The sequence below is a fragment of the Rhodococcoides kyotonense genome (assembly GCF_001645385.1).
GTDB classification, from domain to species: Bacteria; Actinomycetota; Actinomycetes; order Mycobacteriales; family Mycobacteriaceae; genus Rhodococcoides; species Rhodococcoides kyotonensis_B.
Map to the genome: position 1 here is coordinate 161397 of NZ_LVHI01000039.1, position 23535 is coordinate 184931.

The following is a 23535-nucleotide window of genomic DNA, read 5'->3' on the forward strand; positions in this document are numbered from 1 at the left end:
CGAGACGGATCATTTCGATATCGTGCTCAGCTGTGTGTCGAACGACCGTCACAACTCGCACTGTTGATCGTCGTTGTTGCCGGTCGCAAGGACCGAGCCGTCGACGCGCAACCCTATGGTGTGTTCGGCGCCGGCAGCGATGGCGACGACGTCGCGCCATGTGTCGACGTCGCACTGACCCCGAGTGTTGACACCCGCCGCACGAACCCGGCCACCCGACACGATACCGACCGTGTGGTGACTACCTGCGGCGACAGCGGTGATGTTCTCCCACGTGCGGCAGTGATCAGCCCCAGCATTCCGATTGCCGCAGTACAGGACTCGGCCGTCACCGGTGGTTGCAACAGTGTGCAGATATCCTGCCGACGCGGTGTTCACGTCTCGCCAGTTCTCGACGGCGCATTGCCCTCGGTGGTTGTTACCTGCGGCTGAAACGGTGCCGTCGGCGTGAACGCCGACGGTGTGCCAATCCCCGGCGGTGACGTCGACTATTTCCCGCCAATCCTCGACGTCGCATGCTCCCTCGGCTCGCCTTCCGACCGCACGAACGGTCCCGTCGGCGAAGAGGGCGACCGTCCGTCGCCAACCAGCGGCAATCTCGACCACGTTCGTCCAGTCGCTGACGTCGCACTGGCCGTCGCCGTTCCAGCCGACCGCGACGACGGTGCCGTCTGCGCGCAGTCCGACCGTGTGTGATCGACCGGTGTTGGGGGCTGCATGAACGTTTCCGGCTGCAACCATCGTCAGTTCGGACCAGGCGGCAACCTGGGTCTCGGGCCAGTCTGGGTTTCCCGCGGCCACAGCTGAACCGTTGGCCAACACTCCGACGGAATGCCGCCGCCCAGCAGCAATGCTCTGCATCGCGGTCACCGTTTCGGTCGTCCTCGTTTTCTGTCCCAGGGTGCGAGCGTAATTATCGAACGGGGAGAACGCGTACTTGTTGCGTCATGCGGACTCGAGCGTCCGGACAGATATCGCTCTTTGATGGACAACTCATTCCGGCACGGCTCGTCGCGTCTCCGTTGGCGTGTCGTGCGTCACAAGCTGGAGCCGAGACGCGCGCTTTACGTGAGTGTCTACGACCAACTCCCTACGAACGGCTGCCGGTAACTCGGCGCCGACCCGTTCGCGGTGTCGAACCTCGATTCCGCGGGACCGCGATCACGAGTGGAGGAAAAGGATGTCCGACTTCATCGACAAGGCGCAGCACAAGGCCGAGGAGATCGCCGGTGAGGCGAAAGAGCACATCGGTTCAGCAACGGGTGACGACGAGATGCGCGGACGCGGGGCTGCAGAGAAGGCGAAAGCCAACGCCCATCAAGCAGCCGATACCGTGTCCGATGTTGCCTCCGGCGTAGCTGACTCGGCGACCAAGGCGGCATCGTCGATCGCAGACAGCGCAGCGGCCACCGCTTCCGACGCGGCCGACACCGCTGCGGATCTGGTGGACCGGGCATCCGCGAAGGCTCGCGAAGTCGACGTAGATGCCGTCGTCGACACGGCCACCTCGCCCCGGACACTGGCTGTCGTCACAGCGGTTGTCGGCGCCGTGCTTGCAGCGGTTCTGATCAGCCGTAACCGTCGTCGACGCTCACCGCACTTGGTGCGCGAATCCAAGCGCGCTGCCCGGGCAATCGCGCGGAGCACGGGCTCGAAGCCGATTTTCGGCCGCTGATGGTCTCACGCATCGATGCATTCCAACGGAGGCATCCCGCGGCAGGATTTCCGCTCGCGGTCGTCTACAAGTTTCTCGACGACCGCGGCGGGTATCTGTCTGCGCTGATCGCTTACTACGCGTTCCTGTCGCTGTTTCCTCTTCTGCTGCTGTTCACGACGTTGCTGGGCATCGTATTGTCGGGCAACCCCGAACTGCAGGAGCGCATTTTCGATTCGGCGATGAGTCAGATCCCGGTGATCGGCGATCAGTTGGGTCAGCCGGATCGGCTCAGCGGAGGTGTCACCGCGATCGTCATCGGCGTAGTCGGTTCCCTGTACGGCGGACTCGGGGTCTCCCTGGCAGCGCAACACGCACTCAATACGGCGTGGTCCGTCCCACGGAACATTCAGCCGGATCCGCTACGGGCGCGGCTCAGGGGCTTGTTGCTGCTGACCACGGTCGGCTCCGCGATCGTCGGACTGACGGTCCTCAACGCAGTGGCGTCGTCGGGCATGTTCGGTGTCGCCGGCGGTACGCTCGCCCTCGTCGGAGCAATCGTGCTGAACAGCGCAGTGTTCGCCGCGGCCTTTCGTATCGGCACTGCTCGAACGCTCTCGGTGCGAGACGTTCTTCCAGGAGCGATTGCGGCAGCGGTGATCTGGCAGGCACTCCAGTCCTTCGGCGGAATCTACATTCGCTACGTAGTCGGGAATGTCAGCACCAGTAACGGTGTCTTCGCAATCGTCCTGGGTCTGTTGGGTTTTCTGTACGTCGCGTCGGTACTCATCGTCGTGTGCATCGAGATCAACGCGGTGCGGGTGGACAACCTGCACCCCCGGGCTCTGCTGACGCCCTTCACGGACAACGTCGACCTCACCGAGGGAGACAAGAACTCTTACACCGGACAGGCAGAAGCCCAGCGCAACAAGGGATTTCAGGAAATCACCGTCACGTACGACGACAGCGATGCCCGGTGACGTCGCGGAAGAAGGCCGATCGCTCGGCTGGACGATCTCGTATCAGCGTGGTCTGCCCTGAGCGCCGGGTCCGCGAAAGCCGCTTCCGAGTGATGTTCGGACGCCGATATCACGAACGAAATCATCGTTCCACGGGCATACTGACGCCACCGCCCTCGAAATGCTCGGCACGGTCGGGGTCGGTCCGAGTGCCGCGACGGGAGTGACCTGTGCACAACGCGAACAAGCTGGGCGTGCTGCTACCCAGAGATATTGCGATCGAGGACTTTCTGACATTCGCGCACACGTCGGAACGTTTAGGTTTCGACGAGTTGTGGCTCGCCGAGGATTGCTTCTTTCGCGGCGGGATCGCCCAGGCGACAGCCGTACTGGCCTCGACCAGTCGGATCACTGTCGGTATCGGCATCCTTCCTGCCGCCTTGCGGAACCCGGTCGCGACGGCGCTCGAAGTGTCCTTCCTGACGGAGTTGTACGGCGACAGACTGATCCTGGGCATTGGCCACGGAATGCCTACCTGGATGCAGCAAGCAGGAGTGTGGCCCGAAAGCCCCCTTGCAATGCTGTCCGAGAACATCACCGCAGTCCGAGAACTGCTTTCAGGCAAGACCATCGAATCAGCCGGCCGTTACGTACACCTCGATGACATCGCGCTCGAGTTTCCTCCTCGCTCGGTGCCGCCGATCATGGCAGGCGTTCGCGGACCGAAGTCTCTCAGGGAATCGGGCCGAGTAGCAGACGGCACAATCCTTGCCGAGCCATCGACACCTGAGTACGTCGTCGCCGCTCGGCAATCCATACGCGGCGGCGCCGAGCACCGAATAGTCGCTTACAACGTGGCAGCAGTGAACGAGTCTGCCGACTCGGCACGTCAGGTGGTGCGGCCAGCGTTACGCGTAGTGGCCGAGCCCGAATGGCGTGCCCACATCCAACCCCTGGACTTCTCGGAAAAGCTCTACGACTTGCGGTCTCGTTGCGAGACAGCCGACGAATTCGCAGAGCGCATGCCCGCGGAATGGGTCGACCGTCTTGCATTGGCGGGAACGCCCGAAACCGTGGCGCAGCGCATTCGTCAGTTGCATGAAGCAGGAGTCGACACCGCGGTGCTGGTGCCCCCGTCGGGACACGACTATCTCGACAGTTTGCGCAACTTCGAAACAATGCTGACGCTGTTCGGGTAAAGGTCGGAGTGACCGTGATCGATACCGCGACCAGTGCCGTCGAGACCACCGAGCCAGTGAGAGCCAACCCAGACCTGACCACCGACTCGAGCGGAACCGCCTACATCACCAACGGCGAAGGCAGCTCTGTGAGTGTGTTGACCACAGCTACCGACCGGTGCACCGGTATTGCCTGCATCCCACTGGATCCTTCGGCGGTTGGCAGATCCAGCAGCGCGCCCTCGGGCAGCCGGGGCCGCACGTACTGCGTTATTCGATTGCGCCACAACTCAATCAGGGCGGAACCCGGTTCCCTGGGAGATCAAACTATCGGGTAGGTTTTGTGCATGACTCCGACGTGGAAACAGATCGAGAGCAACGCCGGACTTGGGCTCGGATCCCACGCAAGCGACGGAGTTTTCGTCCGCGCCAACTAAGATCCTCTAGCGCAGACAATTCACCGCTCCACCTGTGGGACACGCCAGTGGATGGATCGCATTTGTGAGCTCGGTGCAGCTCCTATCGTCCTCGGTGCGGCGTGTCAGGAATTCGATGGACCGCTCCGGCACGCTCTAAAGTGCTCAGATGTAACGCCTGGCAGCACACAAAGATACTTGATCGGCATACACCGACACAGAAACGGGACGCATCAATGACGCCCAAGTACATCGCAGCATCGTGGCTCCTTGTCCCTGCCATCACCGCGCTCGTTCTGACAGGCTGCGGCAGCACCAGCGGCGTCCCGACAGCAGAACGAAGCGGCACGAGCACCGATGCGACTACTGCGCGACCGACCGATGCGACGGTTCCGATCGGAGCCGCACAGGATGTCACCGACGACGACGTGACGACTCGGATTACCGTCCAAACCCTCGCCCCTGCACAAGGGTCGAAGTACGGCCTCCCCGCCGCCGGTGAACTGCACCAGATCACAGTCACAGTGGAAGGGGTTCGAGGGACCACAAACGTCAATCCGCTCTACTTCACCGCCAGGGCGGCCGACGGCACCTCCTACGACGCAGCACTCGGGACAGTCGACGGGCAACTTCCGACAGGAACCGTCACATCGGGAGACATCCTCAAAGGAGTTGTCGCCTTCGATGTCACCGGACCGCCGATCGCATCCATTCGCTACAACGGCGCCCTCGGAGACGAACTGGCCAAGTGGGTTGGACAATCAGCAGCATCCGCGCCATTTACATCTCCCTCGCCAGCCATCGCACCTACGCCCTCGACCGGATCGGCACGAGGCGACCTCGCCCTGGCCTCCACCGTGTCAGTCCCGTCGTGCAACGGCACAGGCATCGTCGTGCTGTATTCGGCAACCAACCCGAACACCTACGCGCAGGAGGTCGCAGCGGAACTACTCGCCAACCCAGGTGCGCAGTATCTGCGCACCGACAACGCGTGTCCGTCGCTTCGACAAGCCACCACCGACGGAAACGCTATCTACGCGGTCTACCGCATCGCGGGCACGACCGCGGCCGAGGTATGCGCCGCCGTCGCGGCATCCGGCGGCGACTCGTACGGCAAATGGCTCGACACCACCACAGACCCGAGCTACATCATCCCGTGTTAAACGCGAACGACAGCGGCTAGCACACGCCGCATCGACAGTGCGCTGCCAGCGGATCTAGACGACAAGTAAACGGAGCCATCGATCTAGTCCCAAGAGGCAACTCGACACGGACCTCTCTGGACTCCATAGCTACTTGACAGCAATCCTGCCGAATCAAGTGGCTTCGTCCGCCCGGGTCCATTCGCTCAACCAACGCAGATTTCCGGACATCCGTGGATCCACCTGGACACCGCCTCAGCGCCGAATTCGACCCTGAAAGGAACGAGTGGTGACACTCTCGCGGCACGCAGACGAAAAAGGCGGCTCCGGATTTCTCCGAAACCGCCTCTGAACTGCGCTTATATATGTCGGGCTGACAGGATTTGAACCTGCGACCACTTGACCCCCAGTCAAGTGCGCTACCAAGCTGCGCCACAGCCCGCCGCACCCCTCTCGGGGTGCTCGATGAGACTACCCCAGCCCCGCCCCTGAGAGGAAATCGCCTGCTCGAGGACGGGGCGGGTCAGCTCATCGACGCTTGCCGGGCCTTTCGCGCTTCTCACGAATACGCACGTTGACGCGAACAGGGCTGCCGTCGAACCCGAATTCCTCACGTAGGCGCCGCTCGATGAACCGGCGGTAGCCGGCCTCGAGGAAGCCCGTAGTGAAGAGCACGAACGTCGGGGGCCGCGTCGTCGCCTGCGTCGCGAACATGATTCGCGGCAGACGGCCACCACGCATCGGCGGCGGCGTCGCGGCGACGACCTCCTTGAGCCAGCTGTTCAAGCGTCCGGTCGGGATTCGCTTGTCCCAGGACTCCAACGCCGTCTCGAGCGCCGGCACGAGCTTCTGAACGGCCCTACCGGTGTGCGCCGAGATGTTGACGCGCTGCGCCCACGGCACACGAATCAGATCGCGGTCGATTTCCTTCTCGAGCTGCAGGCGACGGTCCTCGTCGACGAGGTCCCACTTGTTGAACGCGAGCACGAGCGCGCGTCCGGCATCGGCCACCATGCTCAGCACCCGTAGGTCCTGCTCGGAAATCACCTGCGACGCATCGATCAACAGGATCGCGACCTCGGCGGCCTCGATCGCCGACTTCGTCCGCAACGACGCGTAGAACTCCGCACCGCTCGCGTGCGAGACTTTCTTGCGCAGACCAGCAGTATCGACGAAACGCCAAGTCTTGCCACCCAATTCGACGAGTGAGTCGACGGGGTCGACCGTCGTACCGGCAACATCGTGCACCACCGACCGCTCGTCTCCCGACAGCTTGTTGATCAGCGACGACTTGCCCACATTCGGCTTGCCCACCAACGCAACTCGGCGCGGACCCCCACCAGGAATTCCTTCACGCGGTGTTTCCGGTAGCGCTTCGAGCACGAGGTCGAGCAAGTCACCCGTTCCGCGACCGTGCGTCGCCGAAACCGATTGCGGCTCACCGAGACCCAGCGACCACAGCGAGGCGACCTCGGATTCGGTCCGTGCGTCGTCGACCTTGTTGGCCACTAGGATCACGGGAGTCTTCGATCGCCGCAACGTACGTGCGACGGCCTCGTCCGTGGTGGTCGCCCCGACACGGGCGTCGACGACGAGCAGAATCGCGTCGGCAGTACGCATCGCCAATTCCGCCTGGCGCGCAACGGATTGCTGCAGGCCCTTAGCATCGGGCTCCCAACCGCCTGTGTCCTGCACCAGGAATCGACGTCCGGCCCAGTTCGCCTCGTACGAGACACGGTCCCGGGTCACGCCGGGGATGTCCTCGACCACTGCTTCACGACGGCCGATGATGCGGTTGACGAGAGTCGACTTGCCCACGTTGGGACGTCCGACCACCGCGAGCGTCGGAACAGCTACGTCCGCGCCCTCCTCGTCACCGTCGACGAAGTCGGCGAGATCCCACTCCCCCTCGTCGCTCCAGGTGCCGTCGCCGGCCGTTTCTGCCGCGTAGAAATCGTCGGTCACTGCACAACTCCAGTTCTGTCGCTTACGACCTGCAACAACGCGGCGATGACGCCGTCCATGCCCAGGTCGCTGGTGTCGACGATCACCGAATCCTCCGCAGGCCGCAGCGGCGACACCGCGCGGGTGGAGTCCGCGTGATCGCGGCGTTGGACGTCGGCGAGGACGGCTTCGTAGTCGTCGCCTCGTCCCTGAGAAATGTTCTGCTTGTTGCGTCGATCCGCACGCGCCTCGGGTGACGCCGTCAGGAAGACCTTGACGTCGGCATCCTGCAGGACGACGGTGCCGATGTCGCGCCCTTCCACGACGATCCGAGGGAACGACGCAGCGATGTCACGCTGCATCTGCACCAGAAGCTCGCGCACACGCGGTACGGCGGACACCGCAGAAACCGCCTTGGTGACGGCGTCGCCACGAATCTCGGCGGAGACGTCCTCGCCGCCCATCGTGACGGCTTCCGCGGTCGGGTCCGTGCCGATGTCCAGTGGCAGTGTCGCGACGACCTCCGCAACCTTGTCCGGGTCGGTCGGATCGATCCCCGCGCGGAGCACCCACACCGTCGCGACGCGGTACATCGCGCCCGTGTCGAGGTATCGGGCGTCCAGCGCGGTGGCGAGCTTGCGCGACACCGTCGACTTCCCAGTCCCCGACGGACCATCCATGGCGACGACGAGACCCGCCATCAGAGGCCTACCGATTCGTACAGCTTGCCGACCTCGCCGCGTCCGAGGACACGCAGCGTGCCGGGACGCTGGTCGCCCAGAGCGATGTTGCCGACGTCGGTGCGCACGAGGCGGCCGACGGGGAACCCGACGTGATCGAACAGGCGTCGAACAATGTGCTTGCGACCCTCGTGCAGCGTGATGCGCACGAGCGACAAGCCGTTCGAGATGTCGAGAAGGGCGAAGCCGTCGACCTTGACCGGACCGTCGTCGAGGACGACGCCGTCGCGCAGCTTCTTGCCCAGGTCACGCGGAATCGCGCCGAACAGCGTCGCCAGGTAGGTCTTCGAGACCTCGTACGACGGGTGCATCAACCGATGGGCCAGGTCACCGTCGTTCGTGAACAGCAGCAGGCCTTCGGTGTCGGCGTCGAGACGGCCGACGTGGAACAGGCGCTGACCGGCCTGGACACGCTCGGACACGATGTCGCCGACGCAGGGACGTCCCAGGTCGTCGGACATCGTGCACTGCCAGCCACGCGGCTTGTTCATCGCGAGGTGGACGAGCTCTTCCTTGACGACGACGCGTGTGCCGTCGACACGCACGACCGCCACGTTCGGATCGATGCGGATGCCCTGCTCGGTGACGATCCGACCGTCGACCTCGACGCGTCCGTCGGCGATGAGTTCCTCGGCGGCACGCCGCGATGCGACGCCTGCCTGCGCGAGAACCTTCTGTAGGCGAACGCCCTCACCGCGGGGCACGTGACGACGCTTGCTGTCCGCGTCGGCGTACTGGTGCTTCGCCGGCTTGGCGTTGCTGATGGTGGTCGTGGGGACCTGCTTCTTCTGCGGCTTCGGGGGTTTGGGCCGAGAAGGCTTCTTGCGGGGCACCGCGTCGTTGCTGCGATCGTTGATGCCGCTGTGTCCCGACGAATCGGCGGCTTTGCGCGGAGCGGCCTTGCGGGGGGCGCTTCCGCGTGCGGTTCCGCTGCGCGGATCCTCCGACCTGCCACCTGCGGTCGGCTTCCTGCGCGGAGCCTGTTGTCTGTTCCTGTCCGGTGTGCCATCACGGCGAGCGGGCTTGTTCACTTTTGTGTACCTATTCAGTCGTCCGAGTCGAGCTCGGCTACCGGATCGGGTTTCGATCCGCGGTTCTTGGTGGAGCGGGTGACTCTCGGGTCCGTGTCCATGCTGTCACTGATCTCGTCGATCAGGTCGACACCCGGCAACAACGGTGCCAGCGGCGGCAGGTCCGTCAGCGATGCCAGGCCGAGTCGTTCGAGGAACAACTCGGTGGTGGAGTACGTCGTCGCGTTCGATTCCGAATCCACTCCGGCCTCCGAAATCAGTCCGCGAGCGAGCAATGTGCGCATCACCCCGTCCACGTTGACGCCGCGCACAGCACTGACCCGCGCGCGAGTCAACGGTTGACGATATGCGATAACGGCCAGAGTCTCCAATGCCGCACGTGTGAGCTTCGACCGAGCACCGTCGAGAAGGAGCCGCTCGACATACGGCGCGTATGCCGTGCGCGTGTAGAAACGCCATCCGTCGGCCGCGTAGCGAAGGTCGATTCCGCTGCCACGTTCGGTGAATCCGGCAGACATTCGCGCGAGCGTCGACTTCACGCGCGCGACGTCGCTACCCACCGCCGACGCCAGTTGCTCGTTCGATGCGGGCGAGTCGACGACGAGCAGTACCGCCTCCAACGCAGCTTCCAGGGTCGCGTCGTCGAGTTCCGAGTCGTCCTCGGCCTGCTCGTCCAGCTGTGTAACGTCCTCATCCATAATCCACCGCCGCGACGAGTACGTCGTCGGACTTCGCCTTGCCCGTCCAGCTCACCAGCAATTCTCCCAGCGGCTCGGGTTGTTCGAACGCGAGTACCTGCTCGCGGAACAGCTCGAGCAACGCAAGAAACCGCGCAACGATTTCGACGGTGTGCTCGCACCCTTCGGTGAGGTCGCCGAACGGCGTCCAGGCACCCTCGCCGTTGCTCCTGAGCTTGTCCATGATCCATTTCGCCTGTTCCGGCACCGACACCGAATGCTGGTGAATGTGATCGAGGCCGACCTTCGGCACCGGCTTCGGCCGAAACGCAGCGGCAGCGATGTCGGCGAACCGCGCAGGATCGACGCCCAGCAGCACCTCGGGGATCAGATCCGTGAAGCGATCCTCGACCGACACCGACCGCGGATACCGGCGTAGCGCAGCAGCCTCCAGTTCACCGAACAGCTGCGCGACCTGCTTGTAGGCCCGGTACTGCAACAACCTGGCGAACAGTAGATCTCGTACCTCCAGCAGCGCAAGATCCTCGGCGTCCTCGACATCTCCCGACGGCAGCAGCCGGGCTGCCTTCAGGTCGAGCAACGTGGCGGCGACGACGAGAAATTCCGTCGTCTGGTCGAGGCCGACCTCGTCGCCGAGGCTCTTGGTGAACGAGATGAAATCGTCGGTGACGGTGTGCAGCGCGACTTCGGTGACGTCGAGCCGATGCTGGCTGATCAACGTCAGCAACAGGTCGAACGGTCCCTCGAAGTTGAGCAGCCGGACCCGGAATCGCGACGGATCTTCGTTCTCCGGAACCTCGATCTGCGTGTCACTCGACGTGGATACCGTCGCTGTCACGGGCCGGACCGGTAGATGACCTCTCGGGCCAACGACTTGTAGGCCAGTGCACCCGAGGACTTCGGCGCCCACGTCGTGATCGGCTCACCCGCGACGGATGTCTCCGGGAACCGCACGGTACGCGTGATGACGGTGTCGTAGACGACGTCGCCGAACACCTCGACGACGCGCGTCATGACCTCACGCGAGTGCAGCGTGCGGGCGTCGAACATCGTCACGACGATGCCGGCGAGCTCGAGTTTGGGATTGAGCCGGTCACGAACCTTCTCGACGGTGTCGTTGAGCAGCGCCAGACCGCGGAGGCTGAAGTATTCGCACTCCATCGGAATGATGACCTCGTCGGCGCACGTCAGCGCGTTGACCGTCAACAATCCGAGGGACGGCTGGCAATCGATCAGCACGTAGTCGTACCGGTCGAGCACGGGATGCAGGACGCGGCCCAGCGTCTGCTCGCGGCCGACCTCGGTGACCAGTTGAATTTCGGCGGCCGACAGGTCGATGTTGCTCGGCAGCAGGTCGAGATTCTCGACGCGGGTACGCATCAGCACGTCATCGGCCGAGATCTTCGGTTCCACGAGCAGGTTGTAGACCGTCAGGTCCAGCTCGTGATGCGCGACGCCCAAGCCTGCCGACAGGGCGCCCTGCGGATCGAGATCGACCAGCAGAACACGCCGTCCGTATGCGGCGAGGGAGGCACCGAGATTGATGGTCGACGTCGTCTTGCCGACGCCACCCTTCTGGTTGCACATCGCGATGATCTTGGCCGGTCCATGACTGGCCAGTGGGGTGGGTTCGGGAACTTCGCGGGTCTTGCGACCCGTGGGTCCTAGCTCGTTGGCCGCAGGAATGGTCTCTCTCGTCTCACGGCTCGATTCGGGTCGACGCGTATGGAACAACGCGCCGTCATGGTGTGGTTGGTCGGTGGGCGAGCTGGTCGGCTGCGCCTCGCTGGGCGAGCTGGTCGGCTGCGCCTCGCTGGGCGAGTTGGTCGGCTGCGCCTCGGTGGGCGCAGCAGCGGGAGAAACTTCGGTCGACCGCGGACTCACCTGCGCGGAGTCGCCCAGGGTCGATCCTGAGCCTGACTCGGTCGCTGGCAGTTGCGGTGTCGACACTTCTCCTACGCTCCCCTGTCCGTTGACCTCGGCTCGTCCGGTTGCACGACGACCGTCGGCTAAACGCTACCGTGTGGCTCGTCCACGCCGTCGCGGGACACGCGCAAAACACGCCGGAGCAGTCATCGCGCGCGTGGATGTGCTTCCGCCCACACCTCACGCAGCGTGTTGACGGTGACGAGCGTGTAGATCTGCGTCGTCGTCACGGAGGCATGCCCCAACAACTCCTGTACGACGCGCACATCGGCGCCGCCGTCGAGCAGGTGGGTGGCGAAGGAGTGGCGGAGTGTGTGCGGCGAGACGGGAGTCGCGATACCTGCGCGTTCGGCCGCCGAGTGCAGTACCTGCCACGCGCTCTGCCGCGACAATCGTCCGCCGCGTGCGTTCAGGAACAACGCCGGAGTCGATCGCTTGACCAAGCCCGGCCGACCGCGCACGAGGTACGCGTCGATCGCCTCGATGGCCGGACGCCCGACCGGGACCAGGCGCTGCTTGTCGCCCTTGCCGTGGAGCAACACCGAACGCGTCTCGGTGTCGATGTCGTCGACGTCGAGTCCGACGGCTTCCGAGATGCGCGCACCCGTCGAGTACAGCAATTCGAGAATTGCCTTGTCCCGCAATCCGCGCGGCGCATCGGGACCTTCGGTCGACGCCGAATCCAGAATGGCGACGACCTGCTCCACCGGGAGGGACTTCGGAAGACGCCTACTGGGTGCGGGCGGCTTCACCGCACTTGCGACGTCGGTCGTCACGAGTCCTTCGGCCGCTGCGAACTTGTGCAGACCGCGAACGGCGATGAGCGTCCGCGCAGCCGAACTCGCTGCGAGAGCGGGAAATTCGTCACTCCCACGTCGGAGGTCGACGACGAATTCGGCAACGTCCGTTTCGGCGACCTTCGCGAGATCGTCGATGCCGTGGTCGCCGAGAAACGCCTCGTACCGCCGCAGGTCGCGGCGGTACGAGGACAACGTGTTGGCGGCAGCACCGCGTTCGACCTCGAGGTGATCGACGTACGCCCCGATCTGCGCCGGCAGCACGTCGCTACCCGTGTGAGTTCTTCCGACGCTCGAACGTGGTCGGCAGATCCACCCATTCGGCGTCCGCAGGCCGGAGTGTCTTCGAGCCTGCCTTCGCTGCGGCGAGGGCAAGCACACCGGACACGGCCGACGCGTTGACGAACTCGCCCGCCAGGGCCCGCTCGACGGCTTCTTCCCACGGCACGTACGCGAGTTCGATGTCGGCTTCCTCGTCCCTCGCTTCGGGACGGTCGACCTCGGACAGCCCTTCTGCCAAGAAGATTCGCACGCACTCGTCCGTGAAGCCGGGAGACGCCATGACGTCGACGAGCACGGACCACCGTTCGGCGGCGAGTCCCGTTTCCTCGGCGAGTTCGCGCTTGGCCGCATCGACGGGAGGTTCGTTCAGCTCGTCGAGCAGGCCTGCAGGAAGTTCCCACAGTCGACGCCCGATCGGGTGACGGTACTGCTCGATCATCGCGATCCGGCCCCGATCGTCGAGCGCGACGATCGCGACGGCACCGTGATGTTCGACGACCTCACGCTCGGCGACGCGTCCGCCCGGCATCTGCACCTGATCCAGGCGAAGCGCCAGGATCGCGCCTTCGTAGACCGTCGTGGAGCCTGTCGTCTCGAACGCATGCCGTTCGGTCATCCGATGCTCTCGGCGGTAGCACCCGAAACCGGGAATTCGGAGTCCTCGGCCGCGGCGTCCTCACCGTGCACGTCGACGGGAAGTCGTTCTGCTGCTTTGTACTTCAGAGCCGCGTCGATCAGCGCCGCGAACAGCGGGTGCGGACGCGTCGGCCGGCTCTTGAGCTCCGGGTGCGCCTGCGTGCCGACAAAGAACGGGTGCTTCGACGCGGGCAGCTCGACGAACTCGACCAGATGGCCGTCGGGCGACGTGCCACTGAACACCAAGCCGCTCTTGGAGATTCGATCGCGGTAGGTGTTGTTGACCTCGAAGCGATGGCGGTGACGCTCGGAAACGTCCGTCGAACCGTACGCACCTGCGACGACCGAACCCTTGATCAGCTTCGCCGGGTACGCACCGAGACGCATCGTGCCACCGAGGTCGGCTTCACCGGCGACGGCGTCTTCCTGGTCGGCCATCGTCGAGATGACGGGGTACTCGGTATCGGGCTCGAACTCCGCCGAATTGGCGTCGGTGAGGCCGACCGACCGGGCAGCTTCGATGACCATGCACTGCAGGCCCAGGCACAATCCGAGCAGCGGCACCTTTCGTGTGCGCGCGAACTCGATGGCTCCGAGCTTGCCCTCGATGCCACGGATTCCGAATCCACCGGGAATCAGGACCGCGTCGACGTCACCCAGTGCAGCCTGAGCGCCCGCAGGCGTCTGGCATTCGTCGGAGGGCACCCACTTGATCTCCACCTTCGACCGGTGCGCGAAACCGCCGGCACGCAGCGCCTCGGTGACCGACAGGTACGCGTCGGGCAGGTCGACGTATTTGCCGACGAGGCCGACCCGCACGGTTTCGCGAGGCTCGTGCACACGCTCGAGCAGACCGCCCCACACCGTCCAGTCGACGTCGCGGAACGGCAGACCCAGCTTGCGGACGACGTAGGCGTCGAGACCTTCCTTGTGCAGGACCTTCGGGATGTCGTAGATCGACGGCGCGTCGGGCGTCGAGATGCATCCGTCGACGTCGACGTCGCACATCAGGGCGATCTTGTTCTTCAGGCCGGGGGTGACCTCGCGGTCGCACCGCAGGATGAGCGCGTCGGGCTGGATACCGATGCTGCGCAGAGCGGCGACGGAATGCTGCGTCGGCTTGGTCTTCAACTCACCCGACGGGGCGAGGAACGGAACGAGCGACACGTGCAGGAAGAACACGTTCTCGCGGCCGACGTCGTGGCGCACCTGGCGTGCGGCCTCGAGGAACGGCTGCGACTCGATGTCGCCGACGGTGCCACCGATCTCGGTGATGATCACGTCGGGCTGATGCCCCTGCAGATCCGGGCCGTTCATCGCGAGGATTCGGCTCTTGATCTCGTCGGTGATGTGCGGGATGACCTGGACCGTGTCGCCGAGGTACTCGCCGCGGCGTTCTTTCGCGATGACCGCCGAGTACACCTGGCCGGTGGTGACGTTCGCGAATCCGGACAGGTCGCGATCGAGGAAGCGCTCGTAATGGCCGACGTCGAGGTCGGTTTCGGCACCGTCCTCGGTGACGAACACCTCACCGTGCTGGAACGGGTTCATGGTGCCCGGATCCACGTTGAGATAGGGATCGAGCTTCTGCATGGTGACGCGAAGTCCGCGTGCTGTCAGTAGCTGGCCGAGGCTCGACGCCGTGAGGCCCTTGCCGAGCGAGGACGCGACGCCCCCGCTGACGAAGATGTGCTTGGTGTCAGATCGCGACTGAAGGCGTGACAATGATGCTCCCGTGACCAATCTGCAGGGCTTGCTCCTGCCAGAGAGCTGGCAAGAGAGGTATTACGTCCATAATGGGCCTGCTACCCACGGGTCTTCACGGTAACACCTGTCGGGCACATACCGCGAACGACGCGCGCGTCGGAGCGGTGCGAATCACCGTGCAGGCGCTCCGACGGTGACGGCCGTCGAGTTGGCTCCCGTGCCGTAGCGGCCCGCCGCGCCGTCCAACTGCTCCTGCAACGCGAGCGTGGTCGTGATGCGGCCTGCCTCGCGATCGACGTTGTCGACTGTGCTGACACCCGAAGAGAGTGCTGCATCGGCACGAACGACGGCTACCGCGCCGTTGCCCTCCGCAGCTCCGGTCCGACCTGCGAGGACCGTCCCTGCTCCCCTGCCGTCGAGTCCGCCGGCGAAGCGGGCAACGATCGCGCCGCGATTGCCGTCGTCCGAACCGGTGTTTCCGCCGGTGACGACGACAGCGAGCTGGGCCGGCGCGACAGCGCCGTTGTCGTACGCGATGAATCCGCCGCTGCGTAGCGTTTCGAGCGCCAAGGACAGCTCCTCGGGCGACGATTGCGGTTCCGCCGTCTGTGCGTTCAGGAGCAGCACCGAACCGAGCAGGTCACCTGCCATGCTCCCCTGATCGACGGCCCCGGTCCGCAGCTGCGTTCCGGCGGGCACGACATTGGTGAGTCTGGTGCGCAGGTCGTCGCCGCTCGCAGCGGATACGAACGAATCCGTCAGCGACACACGCCCGGTGATCGCTGCACCCGCTGCCTCGATGGAGCGGGTGACTCCGTCGACGTCGCCTGGATCGGCGTCCGGCGTCGTGATGACGACGACGCTCCTCTGCGCCAACGCATCCCGAACCACACGCCCCGACACCGCGGCATCGAACCCGTCCGCAGAGTTGAGTTGTTCGCCGAGTTGGTTGTTGGTGCTCTGCAGCGAGTCGACCTGATCTTCGAGCCCCGTCTTGTCGTCCCGTAGACCCGAGACGAGCCCGCTGGACAGCAGGCCGGAGCCGAGTACCACTCCGATCGCGAGAGCGATGAAGATCGCCGCGATCGAAATGGCATGTTGACGCATCGAAATCACGCGAGCAGCCCCTGAACCCAGAGGGCGAAGCTGTTCCACAGGTCGACTGCCCAGTCGAGAACCTCGGTGCCCATGTTCGACACCATCAGCGCGACGATGATCGCGACGAGCGCTGCGAGAACGACCAGAGCGACGGCGCCCCCGGACACGCGGCTGCGATACAGCGTCGCAACGGCTTTCGCGTCGACCAGTTTGGCGCCGACCTTGAGACGCGTCATGAACGCAGCCGGATTGGTGTTGCGTCGACCTCGATCGAAGAACTCGTCGAGGCTCGCCGGGCTGCCGACGGTGACGATCAATGACGCGCCGTGGTGGTCGGCCAGCAGCAGCGCCAGATCGGCGGGAGCACCGGTTGCCGGGAACGTCATCGCCCCGATACCGAGATCCTGAATGCGCTCGAGACCGTTCGCGTGGCCGTCGGAATCCGCGGGAAGTACGACTTCGGCGCCGCACTTGAGCGTTTGCGCCGTGATCTCTTCCGGGTCGCCGACGATGAGGTCGGGCCGGTACCCCGCCTTCATTGCCGTGTCGGCGCCTGCACCGACACCGATGATGATCGGGGCGTACTCCTTGATGAACGGCTTCAAGGCTTTCAGGTCTTCTGCGTGGCCCGGTCCGTCGGCGATGACGACGACGTGACGATCCTGCAGCACGATGTCGATGTCGGGAACGCCCACACCGTCGATGAGCAGCGGGCTCTCGGTTCGGATGAACTCGATCGTGTTGCCCGAGAACGCTTCCAGGTGATCGACCAGACCGGTCTTGGCCTCGATCATCCGGTCCGAGATCTCGGCTTCGCTCTGTTCCTCGCCTTTCGCGAGCCTGCGATCGCCGGTGTAGATGCCGCCCTCGTTCAGGCGAATCTTCGTGCCGTCCTTGATCTTCTTGAAGACCTCGGCGCCCGCCGAATCGATCAGCGTGATCCCGTTGGCGACGATCACCTCCGGTCCGAGATTCGGGTATCGACCCGAGATCGACGGCGACGCGTTGACGACCGCGAGGACGCCCGCTGCGACGAGTGCATCGGCGGTCAGCCGGTCGAGGTCCAACTCGTCGAGCACGACGATGTCCCCGGGGCCTACCCGTTTCAGCAGTTTGGCGGTGTTGCGATCCACCCGGGCGATACCACTGATTCCGGGTAGCGAATCCTGACTTCGTGATAACAGAGCGGGCATCTTCATGGCACCCATGATGACCCCGACGTCACGCACCACGGCGGAGGCGCGCCGAAACAGTTACCACACTGGTCACACGAGTACCAAGCCGTGGATCAGTTCTCTCGGTCCGCTCTGGCCGTCGCCAACAGCTCCTCCGCGTGTGCGCGTCCGGTCTCGGTGTCGTCCAGTCCTGCCAGCATGCGAGCCAGTTCGACGACGCGTTCCGACGACGACAACGACTTCACACCGCTGTTCGCAGCACCTTTCTTGGCATCTGCTTTGTTCACGACGAGATGTGTGTCCGCGAACGCCGCCACCTGCGGAAGGTGGGTGACGACGATGACCTGATGCGTCCGCGCGAGTCTGGCCAGACGACGGCCCACCTCGACGGCAGCCCGGCCACCGACTCCGGCATCGACCTCGTCGAAGACCATCGTTGCGCCCTTGTCCGAGCCCGCGAGCACCACTTCGAGGGCGAGCATCACGCGCGACAGCTCACCGCCGGACGCACTCTTGCTGATCGGCAGAGCCTGAGCACCGTCGTGCGCGGACAGTTTGAACTCGACCTCGTCGACGCCACTCTGTCCGGCATGAAGCTCGGAGCCGTCGACGGTCAGGGGCGCGCTGTCGTTCGGTCCCGCCGGCATCGTGCGGAGATCGAGTTGCAGTTTGGCCTTGCCCATCGCGAGCCCGGCGAGTTCCGTACTGACGGCCTTGGCCAGTTTGGCGGCAGCCTTCGCGCGGGCCGCGCTGAGTTTGCTTGCTGCAGCGGCGACTTCGGCTGCAGTCTCGTCGACGCGAGCGGACAGTTCGGCCAGCGCGTCCGCGGACACGTCGATCTTTCCGAGGCGTTCGCGTGCGTCGTCGGCCCATGCGATGACGCCGTCGACGTCCGCGGCGTACTTCCGCGTCAAGCCCTTCAACTCGGCCTGACGGTTCAGCAGCGTCTCGAGTGCGCTGGGATCCGACGGCAGGTCCGCCAAATACGAGGTGATGTCGGCTCCGACGTCGGTGACGACGGCCAACGCCTCGTTGAGCCGCGGCACGAGCTCCGTGAGCACAGCGTCGTCGGCGGATTCCAGCCTGCTACGTGCTTCCCCGAGCAGGTGGAGGACGGACAACCCTTCGCCCGCGTCGTCTCCGGACAGTGCCGCACTGGCGTATTCGGCGGATTCGCGCAGCGAGTCGAGGTCGCCGAGGCGTCGGACATCGTTTGCGACGGTGACGTCCTCGCCGGGTTCGGGTGCGACAGCGTCGATCTCCTGCAGTCCGAACTGAAGGCGATCGGCCTCCTGCGCCAGTTCGCGGCTGCGTTCGGTGCGGTCGAGGAGTTCCGTGCGAGCAGCGAGCCATGCGGAACGAGCGGAACGGTACTTCTTCAGCGGGGCCGAGACCGCGTCACCGGCGAAACGGTCCAACGCGCCCAGCTGACGATCCGGTCGGAGTAATCGCAGCTGATCGTTCTGGCCGTGGACGGTGAGCAGGGAGTCGGTGAAACCCGACAGCACGGACGCGGGCACACTGCGACCGCCGAGATGAGCGCGGGAGCGACCGTCGGCATTGACCGTGCGCAACGCGATGATGGAATCGTCCTCGTCTCGTTGCGCGCCTGCCGATTCGAGCACCTGCTCGACCTCGTCGACCACCTGCGCCGACGCCGTCTCGGTACTGAACCGGCCCTCGACGACTGCACGATCGGCACCGAGCCGTACTCGACCTGCGTCGGCACGCGCGCCGGACAACAGATGGAGACTGGTGACGACCATCGTCTTACCCGCACCGGTCTCACCGGTCAGAACCGTCAGACCTTCGTGGAACTGGGCACTAGCCGAAGAAATGACACCGAGGCTGTCGATTCGAATCTCTTCGAGCATGGTTACCTCGCTCTCCCCCGCCATCCAGTGATTGGCAATGCGAACTTCGTGACCATTCGATCGGCGAACGGCGCCGAGTCCAGGCGCACCCACTTGATGGGCGACGCGCCCCGCACGACTTCCACGCGCCCGCCCGCAGGCAGTTGCAGTGTTCGACGACCGTCGCAGAACACGACCCCGTCATGGCTTCCGGCGACGGTCTCGACGGCGATGATCGACTCGGGGCTCGTGACCAGCGGCCGGGCGAACAAAGCGTGCGCGTTGCTCGGTATCACCAGAATTGCTTCGAGTTCCGGCCACACCACAGGTCCGCCGGCGGAGAACGCATAGGCGGTCGATCCGGTCGGCGTCGAGATCAGAACCCCGTCGCATCCGAACGCGGACACCGGACGATCGTCGACTTCCAGGACGACCTCGAGAACGCCCAGGCGCGAACCGTTCTCGACACTGGCCTCGTTCAGAGCCCAACCACGGTCCACGACGCGTTCACCCGCCCGAACCACGATGTCGAGCGTCATCCGATCCTCGACGCGATAGTCACCGGTGACGACGCGAGCCAACGCATCCTCGAGATGGTCGGCCTCGGCTTCGGCCAGGAAACCGATGCGCCCGAGGTTGATTCCCAGCACCGGAATGTCCGCGGTCTTCGCCAGTTCGGCGGCGCGGAGGAACGTTCCGTCGCCGCCGAGCACGAGAACCAGTTCGCAGCCGACGGCGGCATCGGGTCCGAATTCGACCACGCGGAGTTCGAGTTCGGATTCCAGGGAGTCGTCGCCCTTGTCACGGCCCGACGGCTCGATACGACTGGAATCGACCTCGTCGACGAGCACACGAAGCCGAATGTTGGCCTGCGACAATACTTTTCCGACCCGACGGACGGTATCGGCGATGTCGGGACGGCCGGGATGCGCGACGAGCAGAATCTCTCGCACGGTGCTTGTCCCTCCCTCGGTTGTCACTGTGGGCCCTCCTCGACGGCACGCTGGACAAGGGCAACGATGTCGCGCTCCATGTCGTCCGCTTGCTCGACAGTCTGCGATCGTAGCCACAGAAAGTACTCGACGTTGCCCGAGGGACCAGGAAGCGGACTTGCCGTCACGTCCCGGAGTGCCAGACCCAGATCACGTGCGGTGTTCGCGACGTCGATCACCGACTCCGCACGCAACGCCGGGTCGCGGACGACACCGCCCGAGCCGACGCGATCCTTGCCGACCTCGAACTGCGGCTTCACCATCAGCGCCAGATCGGCCCCGGGAACCACGCACGCGACGAACGCTGGTAGCACCAGCTTCAACGAGATGAACGACAGATCGGCGACGACGACCTCGACCCGTCCCCCGATGGTGTCGGCGTCGATCGACCGCACGTTGGTGCGATCGACGACCGTCACACGGTCGTCGGACTGCAGCCGCCACACCAATTGCCCGTATCCGACGTCGACCGCGACAACCTCGGCAGCATCCTTGCTCAACAGAACGTCGGTGAACCCGCCGGTGGACGCACCCGCGTCGAGGCAGCGTTTGCCCGCAACCGAGAACCCGTTCTGCTCGAACACCTCGAGCGCGCCGAGGAGTTTGTAAGCACCGCGCGAGGCCCAGTTGACTTCGTTGTCCTCGGCGGACACCACGAGCGGAGTACCTGCCTCGACGGCAGTCGCCGGCTTCGTGGCCACCGTGCCTGCGATCTTGACTCGGCCTGCGTCGATCAGCTCTACGGCGTGTTCGCGTGACCGAGCCATCCCTCGACGCACGAGTTCGGCGTCGACGCGTGCGCGTCGGGCCACGTCAGCTCTTGTCCACGGACGACAGCGCCTGCACGAGCACGTCGTGCGCGCGTTCGAGGATCTGCGCCTGAACCTTCAGATCCATCGGAGGTGCGTCACGATCCGGAAGCCGGTCCAGTAGCTGGTCGACCTCGGCTGCGACGGCACCGGGTTCGACCACGGGCGTGCTGGCATCGTGCGGACGATGCTGACCTGGGAGTGGAATGGACGTGCTCATCGCCCACAACGCTATCCGATCGGGCCGACAGATGTTCCAGCGCAGTACCGCGACGCGGGACGACGTGTCACACCTCGAGTAGGGCGCGGAGCTCGTCCAGTCCGGAGCCGACGACCTCGACCCTGTCCCAGTCCGTTGCCGACCATCCGACGGACGCGGCAGTGAGCAATCCGTCCAGGGTGTTCACCGCAGTGGTTCCGTCGTGCGAGACCGTCAGGACTCCGGCGCCGACGGATGCCGACCATCCCGGTTTCACGCCCACGGACGACACTTCGGCAGGCTGGTTCAGCACGTCCAGGTCGAAGCCGATATGGGTGGGCCGCTCCGATTCGCCCGCGCGAAGTGCGTCGACCGCGCTGCTGACGCCGGTGAGCACCAGTAGGGACGGGATCCCGGTCGCATGGGCGCCCGCGATGTCGGTATCGAGGCGGTCACCGACGACCAGGGGCGACGACGCCGAACTCAGGCGGATCGCGTCGCGCATGATGGGCGACGCCGGCTTGCCTGCGACCTCCGGTTCGGCACCCGTAGCGGTCCGCACGACCGCCACCATCGATCCGTTCCCGGGTGCGAATCCCCGTTCGGTGGGGAGCGTCGCATCCATGTTCGTCGCTACCCACAGGGCGCCGGACTGAATGGCGAACACCGCCTCGGCCAACGCCTTCCAGCCGGTGTCGACGTTGTGACCCTGAACGACGGCTACAGGCGACTGATCGGCCGACCGCACCGGCGTCAGACCGACGGTGGAGATCTCGTCGGCCAGTGCCTCGGTACCGACCACCATGACGGCATCTCCGGGAGTCAGCTTCTCGGCCAACATCCGCGCCGCGACCTGGGCACTGGTGACGACGAAATCCTCGGACGTGTCGAATCCGAGCGCGCGAAGGTGCTCGGCCACGTGCTTCGGTGAGCGACTTGCGTTGTTGGTGACGAAGTAGCGCTTCTCGGTTCCACCGCGCAACGCGTCGGCGGCTCCGACGACAGGCTTGTCGCCCTGATAGACGGTCCCGTCCAGGTCGAGAAGTAGGACGTCGTGCGCCGATCGCAGAGTCGTCACTGACCGTCACCCGACAGTTCTTCGACGCGCTCCTCGGCGTCCGTTTCCCCGTCGACATCCGCAGCCGCCGCGTTGAGGAACCACTTCACGCCCTCTTGCACACGGCCGGCAGCGACCAACGCATCGGCATAGACGTAGAACAGCCGCGCAGCGGCCGTCCCCGACCGGGATGCGTCGAGGTCCGGCGTCTGCAGGGTGACGACGGCCTGGTCGTACTGGTTCAGGTCCATACGAGCCCCCGCGACGACGATGCGGAGTTCCGACGCCTCGTCGCCCGTCAGCGCACGTGCTTCGTCACTACGCCCGAGTTCGATCGCGCGCTCGGGCCTGCCGAGCCCGCGCTCACAATCCGCCATGACTGCGAGGTGCCCCGGCCCGCCGGCCATGCGGCGAGCAGCCCGCAGTTCCGACAGCGCTTCCGCCCATTCGCCCGCGTGGTACGCGGTGATGCCGGCAGTCTCACGTACGACGGCAATCCGTCCCGCGCGCTGACGAGCGGCGCGTGCATGCTGCAACGCGAGCTGCGGATCATCGTCGACCAGGCGGCTTGCCATCACGAGGTGGCGCGCCACGGCCGACGCGTTGTTCTTGTCCAGGCTCAGCAGATCGCGACGAACGGCCGGATCCAGCTCGCCGGGCTCGACCTCGTCGGGAAGATCGGGTTCGTCGGGGCGGGGAGGGCGCCGATCGGCGGGCCCGCGCGCACCTCTGCGTCGATCGCCTGCAAATCCGCCTTCGCCTCCGCGGCGACGAGGGGGCCCGTCGTTCCGACGGGCGTCGGGACGACCGCGTCCATCGCCGCGAGGAGCATCGGAGCGACCTGTGCCTTCAGCTCGACGAGAATCCCCGGAACGATTTCCTTCGCCCGAACGACCGCCGCTCGACCGGCCTCCGGTTCCGCCGCGTGGGTCCTGAGAACGGGAGGATCCGTTGCCGCGGAAGGAGCGGCGTTCGTTGCTGTCTTCCGGCACAGCAGTTCCTTTCGATCGAGCGGGTCGCTACCCATGAAATCAGACAGGCAGTAAGAAACGAAAAAAGGGGACCCAGTGGCTGGGTCCCCTTTTTCGATAGATGCACGGCGGTGTCCTACTCTCCCACACCCTGTCGGGTGCAGTACCATCGGCGCTGGAGGGCTTAGCTTCCGGGTTCGGAATGGGACCGGGCGTTTCCCCTCCGCTATGGCCGCCGTAACTCTGTGAAACAGTCACACACGGAACACAA

The 23535-nt window shown here is 65.0% G+C and carries 22 protein-coding genes, 1 tRNA gene and 1 rRNA gene; 4 read left to right on the forward strand and 20 right to left on the reverse strand.

Going from position 1 to position 23535, the window contains the following annotated elements; genetic code table 11:
- Window positions 1-48 precede the first annotated feature (48 nt).
- Window positions 49-861 carry an RCC1 domain-containing protein gene (locus A3K89_RS23340; protein ID WP_157105428.1) on the reverse strand — a complete coding sequence of 271 codons (813 nt, stop codon included), beginning with the start codon at window positions 859-861 and terminating at the stop codon, window positions 49-51.
- A 319-nt stretch (window positions 862-1180) separates the two neighbouring features.
- Here A3K89_RS23340 and A3K89_RS23345 point away from each other — a divergent pair, with 319 nt between their 5' ends.
- The 4 genes from A3K89_RS23345 to A3K89_RS23360 all read left to right on the forward strand — a co-directional run bounded on the left by A3K89_RS23345 (window position 1181) and on the right by A3K89_RS23360 (window position 5370).
- Window positions 1181-1675 carry a CsbD family protein gene (locus A3K89_RS23345; RefSeq protein ID WP_068431420.1) on the forward strand — a complete coding sequence of 165 codons (495 nt, stop codon included), beginning with the start codon at window positions 1181-1183 and terminating at the stop codon, window positions 1673-1675.
- Window positions 1675-2634: a YihY/virulence factor BrkB family protein gene (locus tag A3K89_RS23350; RefSeq protein ID WP_068431423.1), complete on the forward strand. Its 960-nt coding sequence runs from the start codon at window positions 1675-1677 to the stop codon at window positions 2632-2634. Before A3K89_RS23345 ends, A3K89_RS23350 begins: the two co-directional genes overlap by 1 nt.
- Window positions 2635-2843: 209 nt before the next feature.
- Window positions 2844-3812, forward strand: coding sequence for an LLM class flavin-dependent oxidoreductase (locus A3K89_RS23355; protein WP_068431426.1), 969 nt, complete (start codon window positions 2844-2846; stop codon window positions 3810-3812).
- A gap of 631 nt (window positions 3813-4443) precedes the next feature.
- Window positions 4444-5370: a DUF1942 domain-containing protein gene (locus tag A3K89_RS23360; RefSeq protein ID WP_068431429.1), complete on the forward strand. Its 927-nt coding sequence runs from the start codon at window positions 4444-4446 to the stop codon at window positions 5368-5370.
- A gap of 347 nt (window positions 5371-5717) precedes the next feature.
- Here A3K89_RS23360 and A3K89_RS23365 read toward each other — a convergent pair.
- The 19 genes from A3K89_RS23365 to rrf all read right to left on the reverse strand — a co-directional run bounded on the left by A3K89_RS23365 (window position 5718) and on the right by rrf (window position 23504).
- Window positions 5718-5791, reverse strand: a tRNA-Pro gene (locus A3K89_RS23365).
- An 86-nt stretch (window positions 5792-5877) separates the two neighbouring features.
- On the reverse strand, window positions 5878-7314 hold the full coding sequence (der, locus tag A3K89_RS23370) for a ribosome biogenesis GTPase Der (RefSeq protein WP_068431432.1): 1437 nt from the start codon (window positions 7312-7314) through the stop codon (window positions 5878-5880).
- Window positions 7311-7994 (reverse strand): (d)CMP kinase, encoded by a 684-nt coding sequence (cmk, locus tag A3K89_RS23375; protein WP_068431440.1) that lies wholly within the window; start codon window positions 7992-7994, stop codon window positions 7311-7313. The genes der and cmk overlap by 4 nt, the downstream gene beginning before the upstream one ends.
- On the reverse strand, window positions 7994-9064 hold the full coding sequence (locus A3K89_RS23380) for a pseudouridine synthase (protein ID WP_084424030.1): 1071 nt from the start codon (window positions 9062-9064) through the stop codon (window positions 7994-7996). Before A3K89_RS23380 ends, cmk begins: the two co-directional genes overlap by 1 nt.
- 14 nt (window positions 9065-9078) lie before the next feature.
- Entirely contained in the window at window positions 9079-9762 is a 684-nt protein-coding gene (scpB, locus tag A3K89_RS23385) for an SMC-Scp complex subunit ScpB (RefSeq protein ID WP_068431442.1), read from the reverse strand.
- Window positions 9755-10600 carry a segregation and condensation protein A gene (locus tag A3K89_RS23390; protein WP_084424032.1) on the reverse strand — a complete coding sequence of 282 codons (846 nt, stop codon included), beginning with the start codon at window positions 10598-10600 and terminating at the stop codon, window positions 9755-9757. The genes scpB and A3K89_RS23390 overlap by 8 nt, the downstream gene beginning before the upstream one ends.
- Window positions 10597-11496, reverse strand: a complete 900-nt coding sequence (locus A3K89_RS23395) for a ParA family protein (RefSeq protein ID WP_068431516.1) — start codon at window positions 11494-11496, stop codon at window positions 10597-10599. Before A3K89_RS23395 ends, A3K89_RS23390 begins: the two co-directional genes overlap by 4 nt.
- 338 nt (window positions 11497-11834) lie before the next feature.
- Entirely contained in the window at window positions 11835-12749 is a 915-nt protein-coding gene (gene xerD / locus A3K89_RS23400; RefSeq protein WP_068431443.1) for a site-specific tyrosine recombinase XerD, read from the reverse strand.
- A gap of 4 nt (window positions 12750-12753) precedes the next feature.
- Window positions 12754-13383 (reverse strand): NUDIX domain-containing protein, encoded by a 630-nt coding sequence (locus A3K89_RS23405; protein ID WP_068431444.1) that lies wholly within the window; start codon window positions 13381-13383, stop codon window positions 12754-12756.
- Window positions 13380-15128, reverse strand: a complete 1749-nt coding sequence (locus A3K89_RS23410; RefSeq protein WP_068431446.1) for a CTP synthase — start codon at window positions 15126-15128, stop codon at window positions 13380-13382. Before A3K89_RS23410 ends, A3K89_RS23405 begins: the two co-directional genes overlap by 4 nt.
- 153 nt (window positions 15129-15281) lie before the next feature.
- Window positions 15282-16226 (reverse strand): copper transporter, encoded by a 945-nt coding sequence (locus tag A3K89_RS23415; RefSeq protein WP_068431448.1) that lies wholly within the window; start codon window positions 16224-16226, stop codon window positions 15282-15284.
- Window positions 16223-17407, reverse strand: a complete 1185-nt coding sequence (steA, locus tag A3K89_RS23420) for a putative cytokinetic ring protein SteA (protein ID WP_068431517.1) — start codon at window positions 17405-17407, stop codon at window positions 16223-16225. The genes A3K89_RS23415 and steA overlap by 4 nt, the downstream gene beginning before the upstream one ends.
- A gap of 89 nt (window positions 17408-17496) precedes the next feature.
- Entirely contained in the window at window positions 17497-19257 is a 1761-nt protein-coding gene (recN, locus tag A3K89_RS23425; protein ID WP_174551500.1) for a DNA repair protein RecN, read from the reverse strand.
- A 2-nt stretch (window positions 19258-19259) separates the two neighbouring features.
- Entirely contained in the window at window positions 19260-20216 is a 957-nt protein-coding gene (locus A3K89_RS23430; RefSeq protein WP_068431452.1) for an NAD kinase, read from the reverse strand.
- Window positions 20213-21040, reverse strand: coding sequence for a TlyA family RNA methyltransferase (locus tag A3K89_RS23435; protein WP_068431454.1), 828 nt, complete (start codon window positions 21038-21040; stop codon window positions 20213-20215). Before A3K89_RS23435 ends, A3K89_RS23430 begins: the two co-directional genes overlap by 4 nt.
- A gap of 1 nt (window position 21041) precedes the next feature.
- On the reverse strand, window positions 21042-21257 hold the full coding sequence (locus tag A3K89_RS23440; RefSeq protein WP_068431455.1) for a hypothetical protein: 216 nt from the start codon (window positions 21255-21257) through the stop codon (window positions 21042-21044).
- A gap of 67 nt (window positions 21258-21324) precedes the next feature.
- Window positions 21325-22314 carry an HAD-IIA family hydrolase gene (locus A3K89_RS23445; protein ID WP_068431457.1) on the reverse strand — a complete coding sequence of 330 codons (990 nt, stop codon included), beginning with the start codon at window positions 22312-22314 and terminating at the stop codon, window positions 21325-21327.
- Window positions 22311-23285 (reverse strand): hypothetical protein, encoded by a 975-nt coding sequence (locus tag A3K89_RS25615; RefSeq protein ID WP_084424034.1) that lies wholly within the window; start codon window positions 23283-23285, stop codon window positions 22311-22313. The genes A3K89_RS23445 and A3K89_RS25615 overlap by 4 nt, the downstream gene beginning before the upstream one ends.
- 102 nt (window positions 23286-23387) lie before the next feature.
- Window positions 23388-23504: ribosomal RNA gene (rrf, locus tag A3K89_RS23460) — 5S ribosomal RNA — on the reverse strand.
- Window positions 23505-23535 lie beyond the last annotated feature (31 nt).

What these genes read in the sequence shown, in the direction of transcription:
- A3K89_RS23340 (WP_157105428.1), bottom strand. Translation starts at nt 861, where the DNA reads ATGCAGAGCATTGCTGCTGGGCGGCGGCATTCCGTCGGAGTGTTGGCC.
- A3K89_RS23345 (WP_068431420.1), top strand. Translation starts at nt 1,181, where the DNA reads ATGTCCGACTTCATCGACAAGGCGCAGCACAAGGCCGAGGAGATCGCC.
- A3K89_RS23350 (WP_068431423.1), top strand. Translation starts at nt 1,675, where the DNA reads ATGGTCTCACGCATCGATGCATTCCAACGGAGGCATCCCGCGGCAGGA.
- A3K89_RS23360 (WP_068431429.1), top strand. Translation starts at nt 4,444, where the DNA reads ATGACGCCCAAGTACATCGCAGCATCGTGGCTCCTTGTCCCTGCCATC.
- cmk (WP_068431440.1), bottom strand. Translation starts at nt 7,994, where the DNA reads ATGGCGGGTCTCGTCGTCGCCATGGATGGTCCGTCGGGGACTGGGAAG.
- scpB (WP_068431442.1), bottom strand. Translation starts at nt 9,762, where the DNA reads ATGGATGAGGACGTTACACAGCTGGACGAGCAGGCCGAGGACGACTCG.
- A3K89_RS23405 (WP_068431444.1), bottom strand. Translation starts at nt 13,383, where the DNA reads ATGACCGAACGGCATGCGTTCGAGACGACAGGCTCCACGACGGTCTAC.
- steA (WP_068431517.1), bottom strand. Translation starts at nt 17,407, where the DNA reads ATGAAGATGCCCGCTCTGTTATCACGAAGTCAGGATTCGCTACCCGGA.
- recN (WP_174551500.1), bottom strand. Translation starts at nt 19,257, where the DNA reads ATGCTCGAAGAGATTCGAATCGACAGCCTCGGTGTCATTTCTTCGGCT.
- A3K89_RS23440 (WP_068431455.1), bottom strand. Translation starts at nt 21,257, where the DNA reads ATGAGCACGTCCATTCCACTCCCAGGTCAGCATCGTCCGCACGATGCC.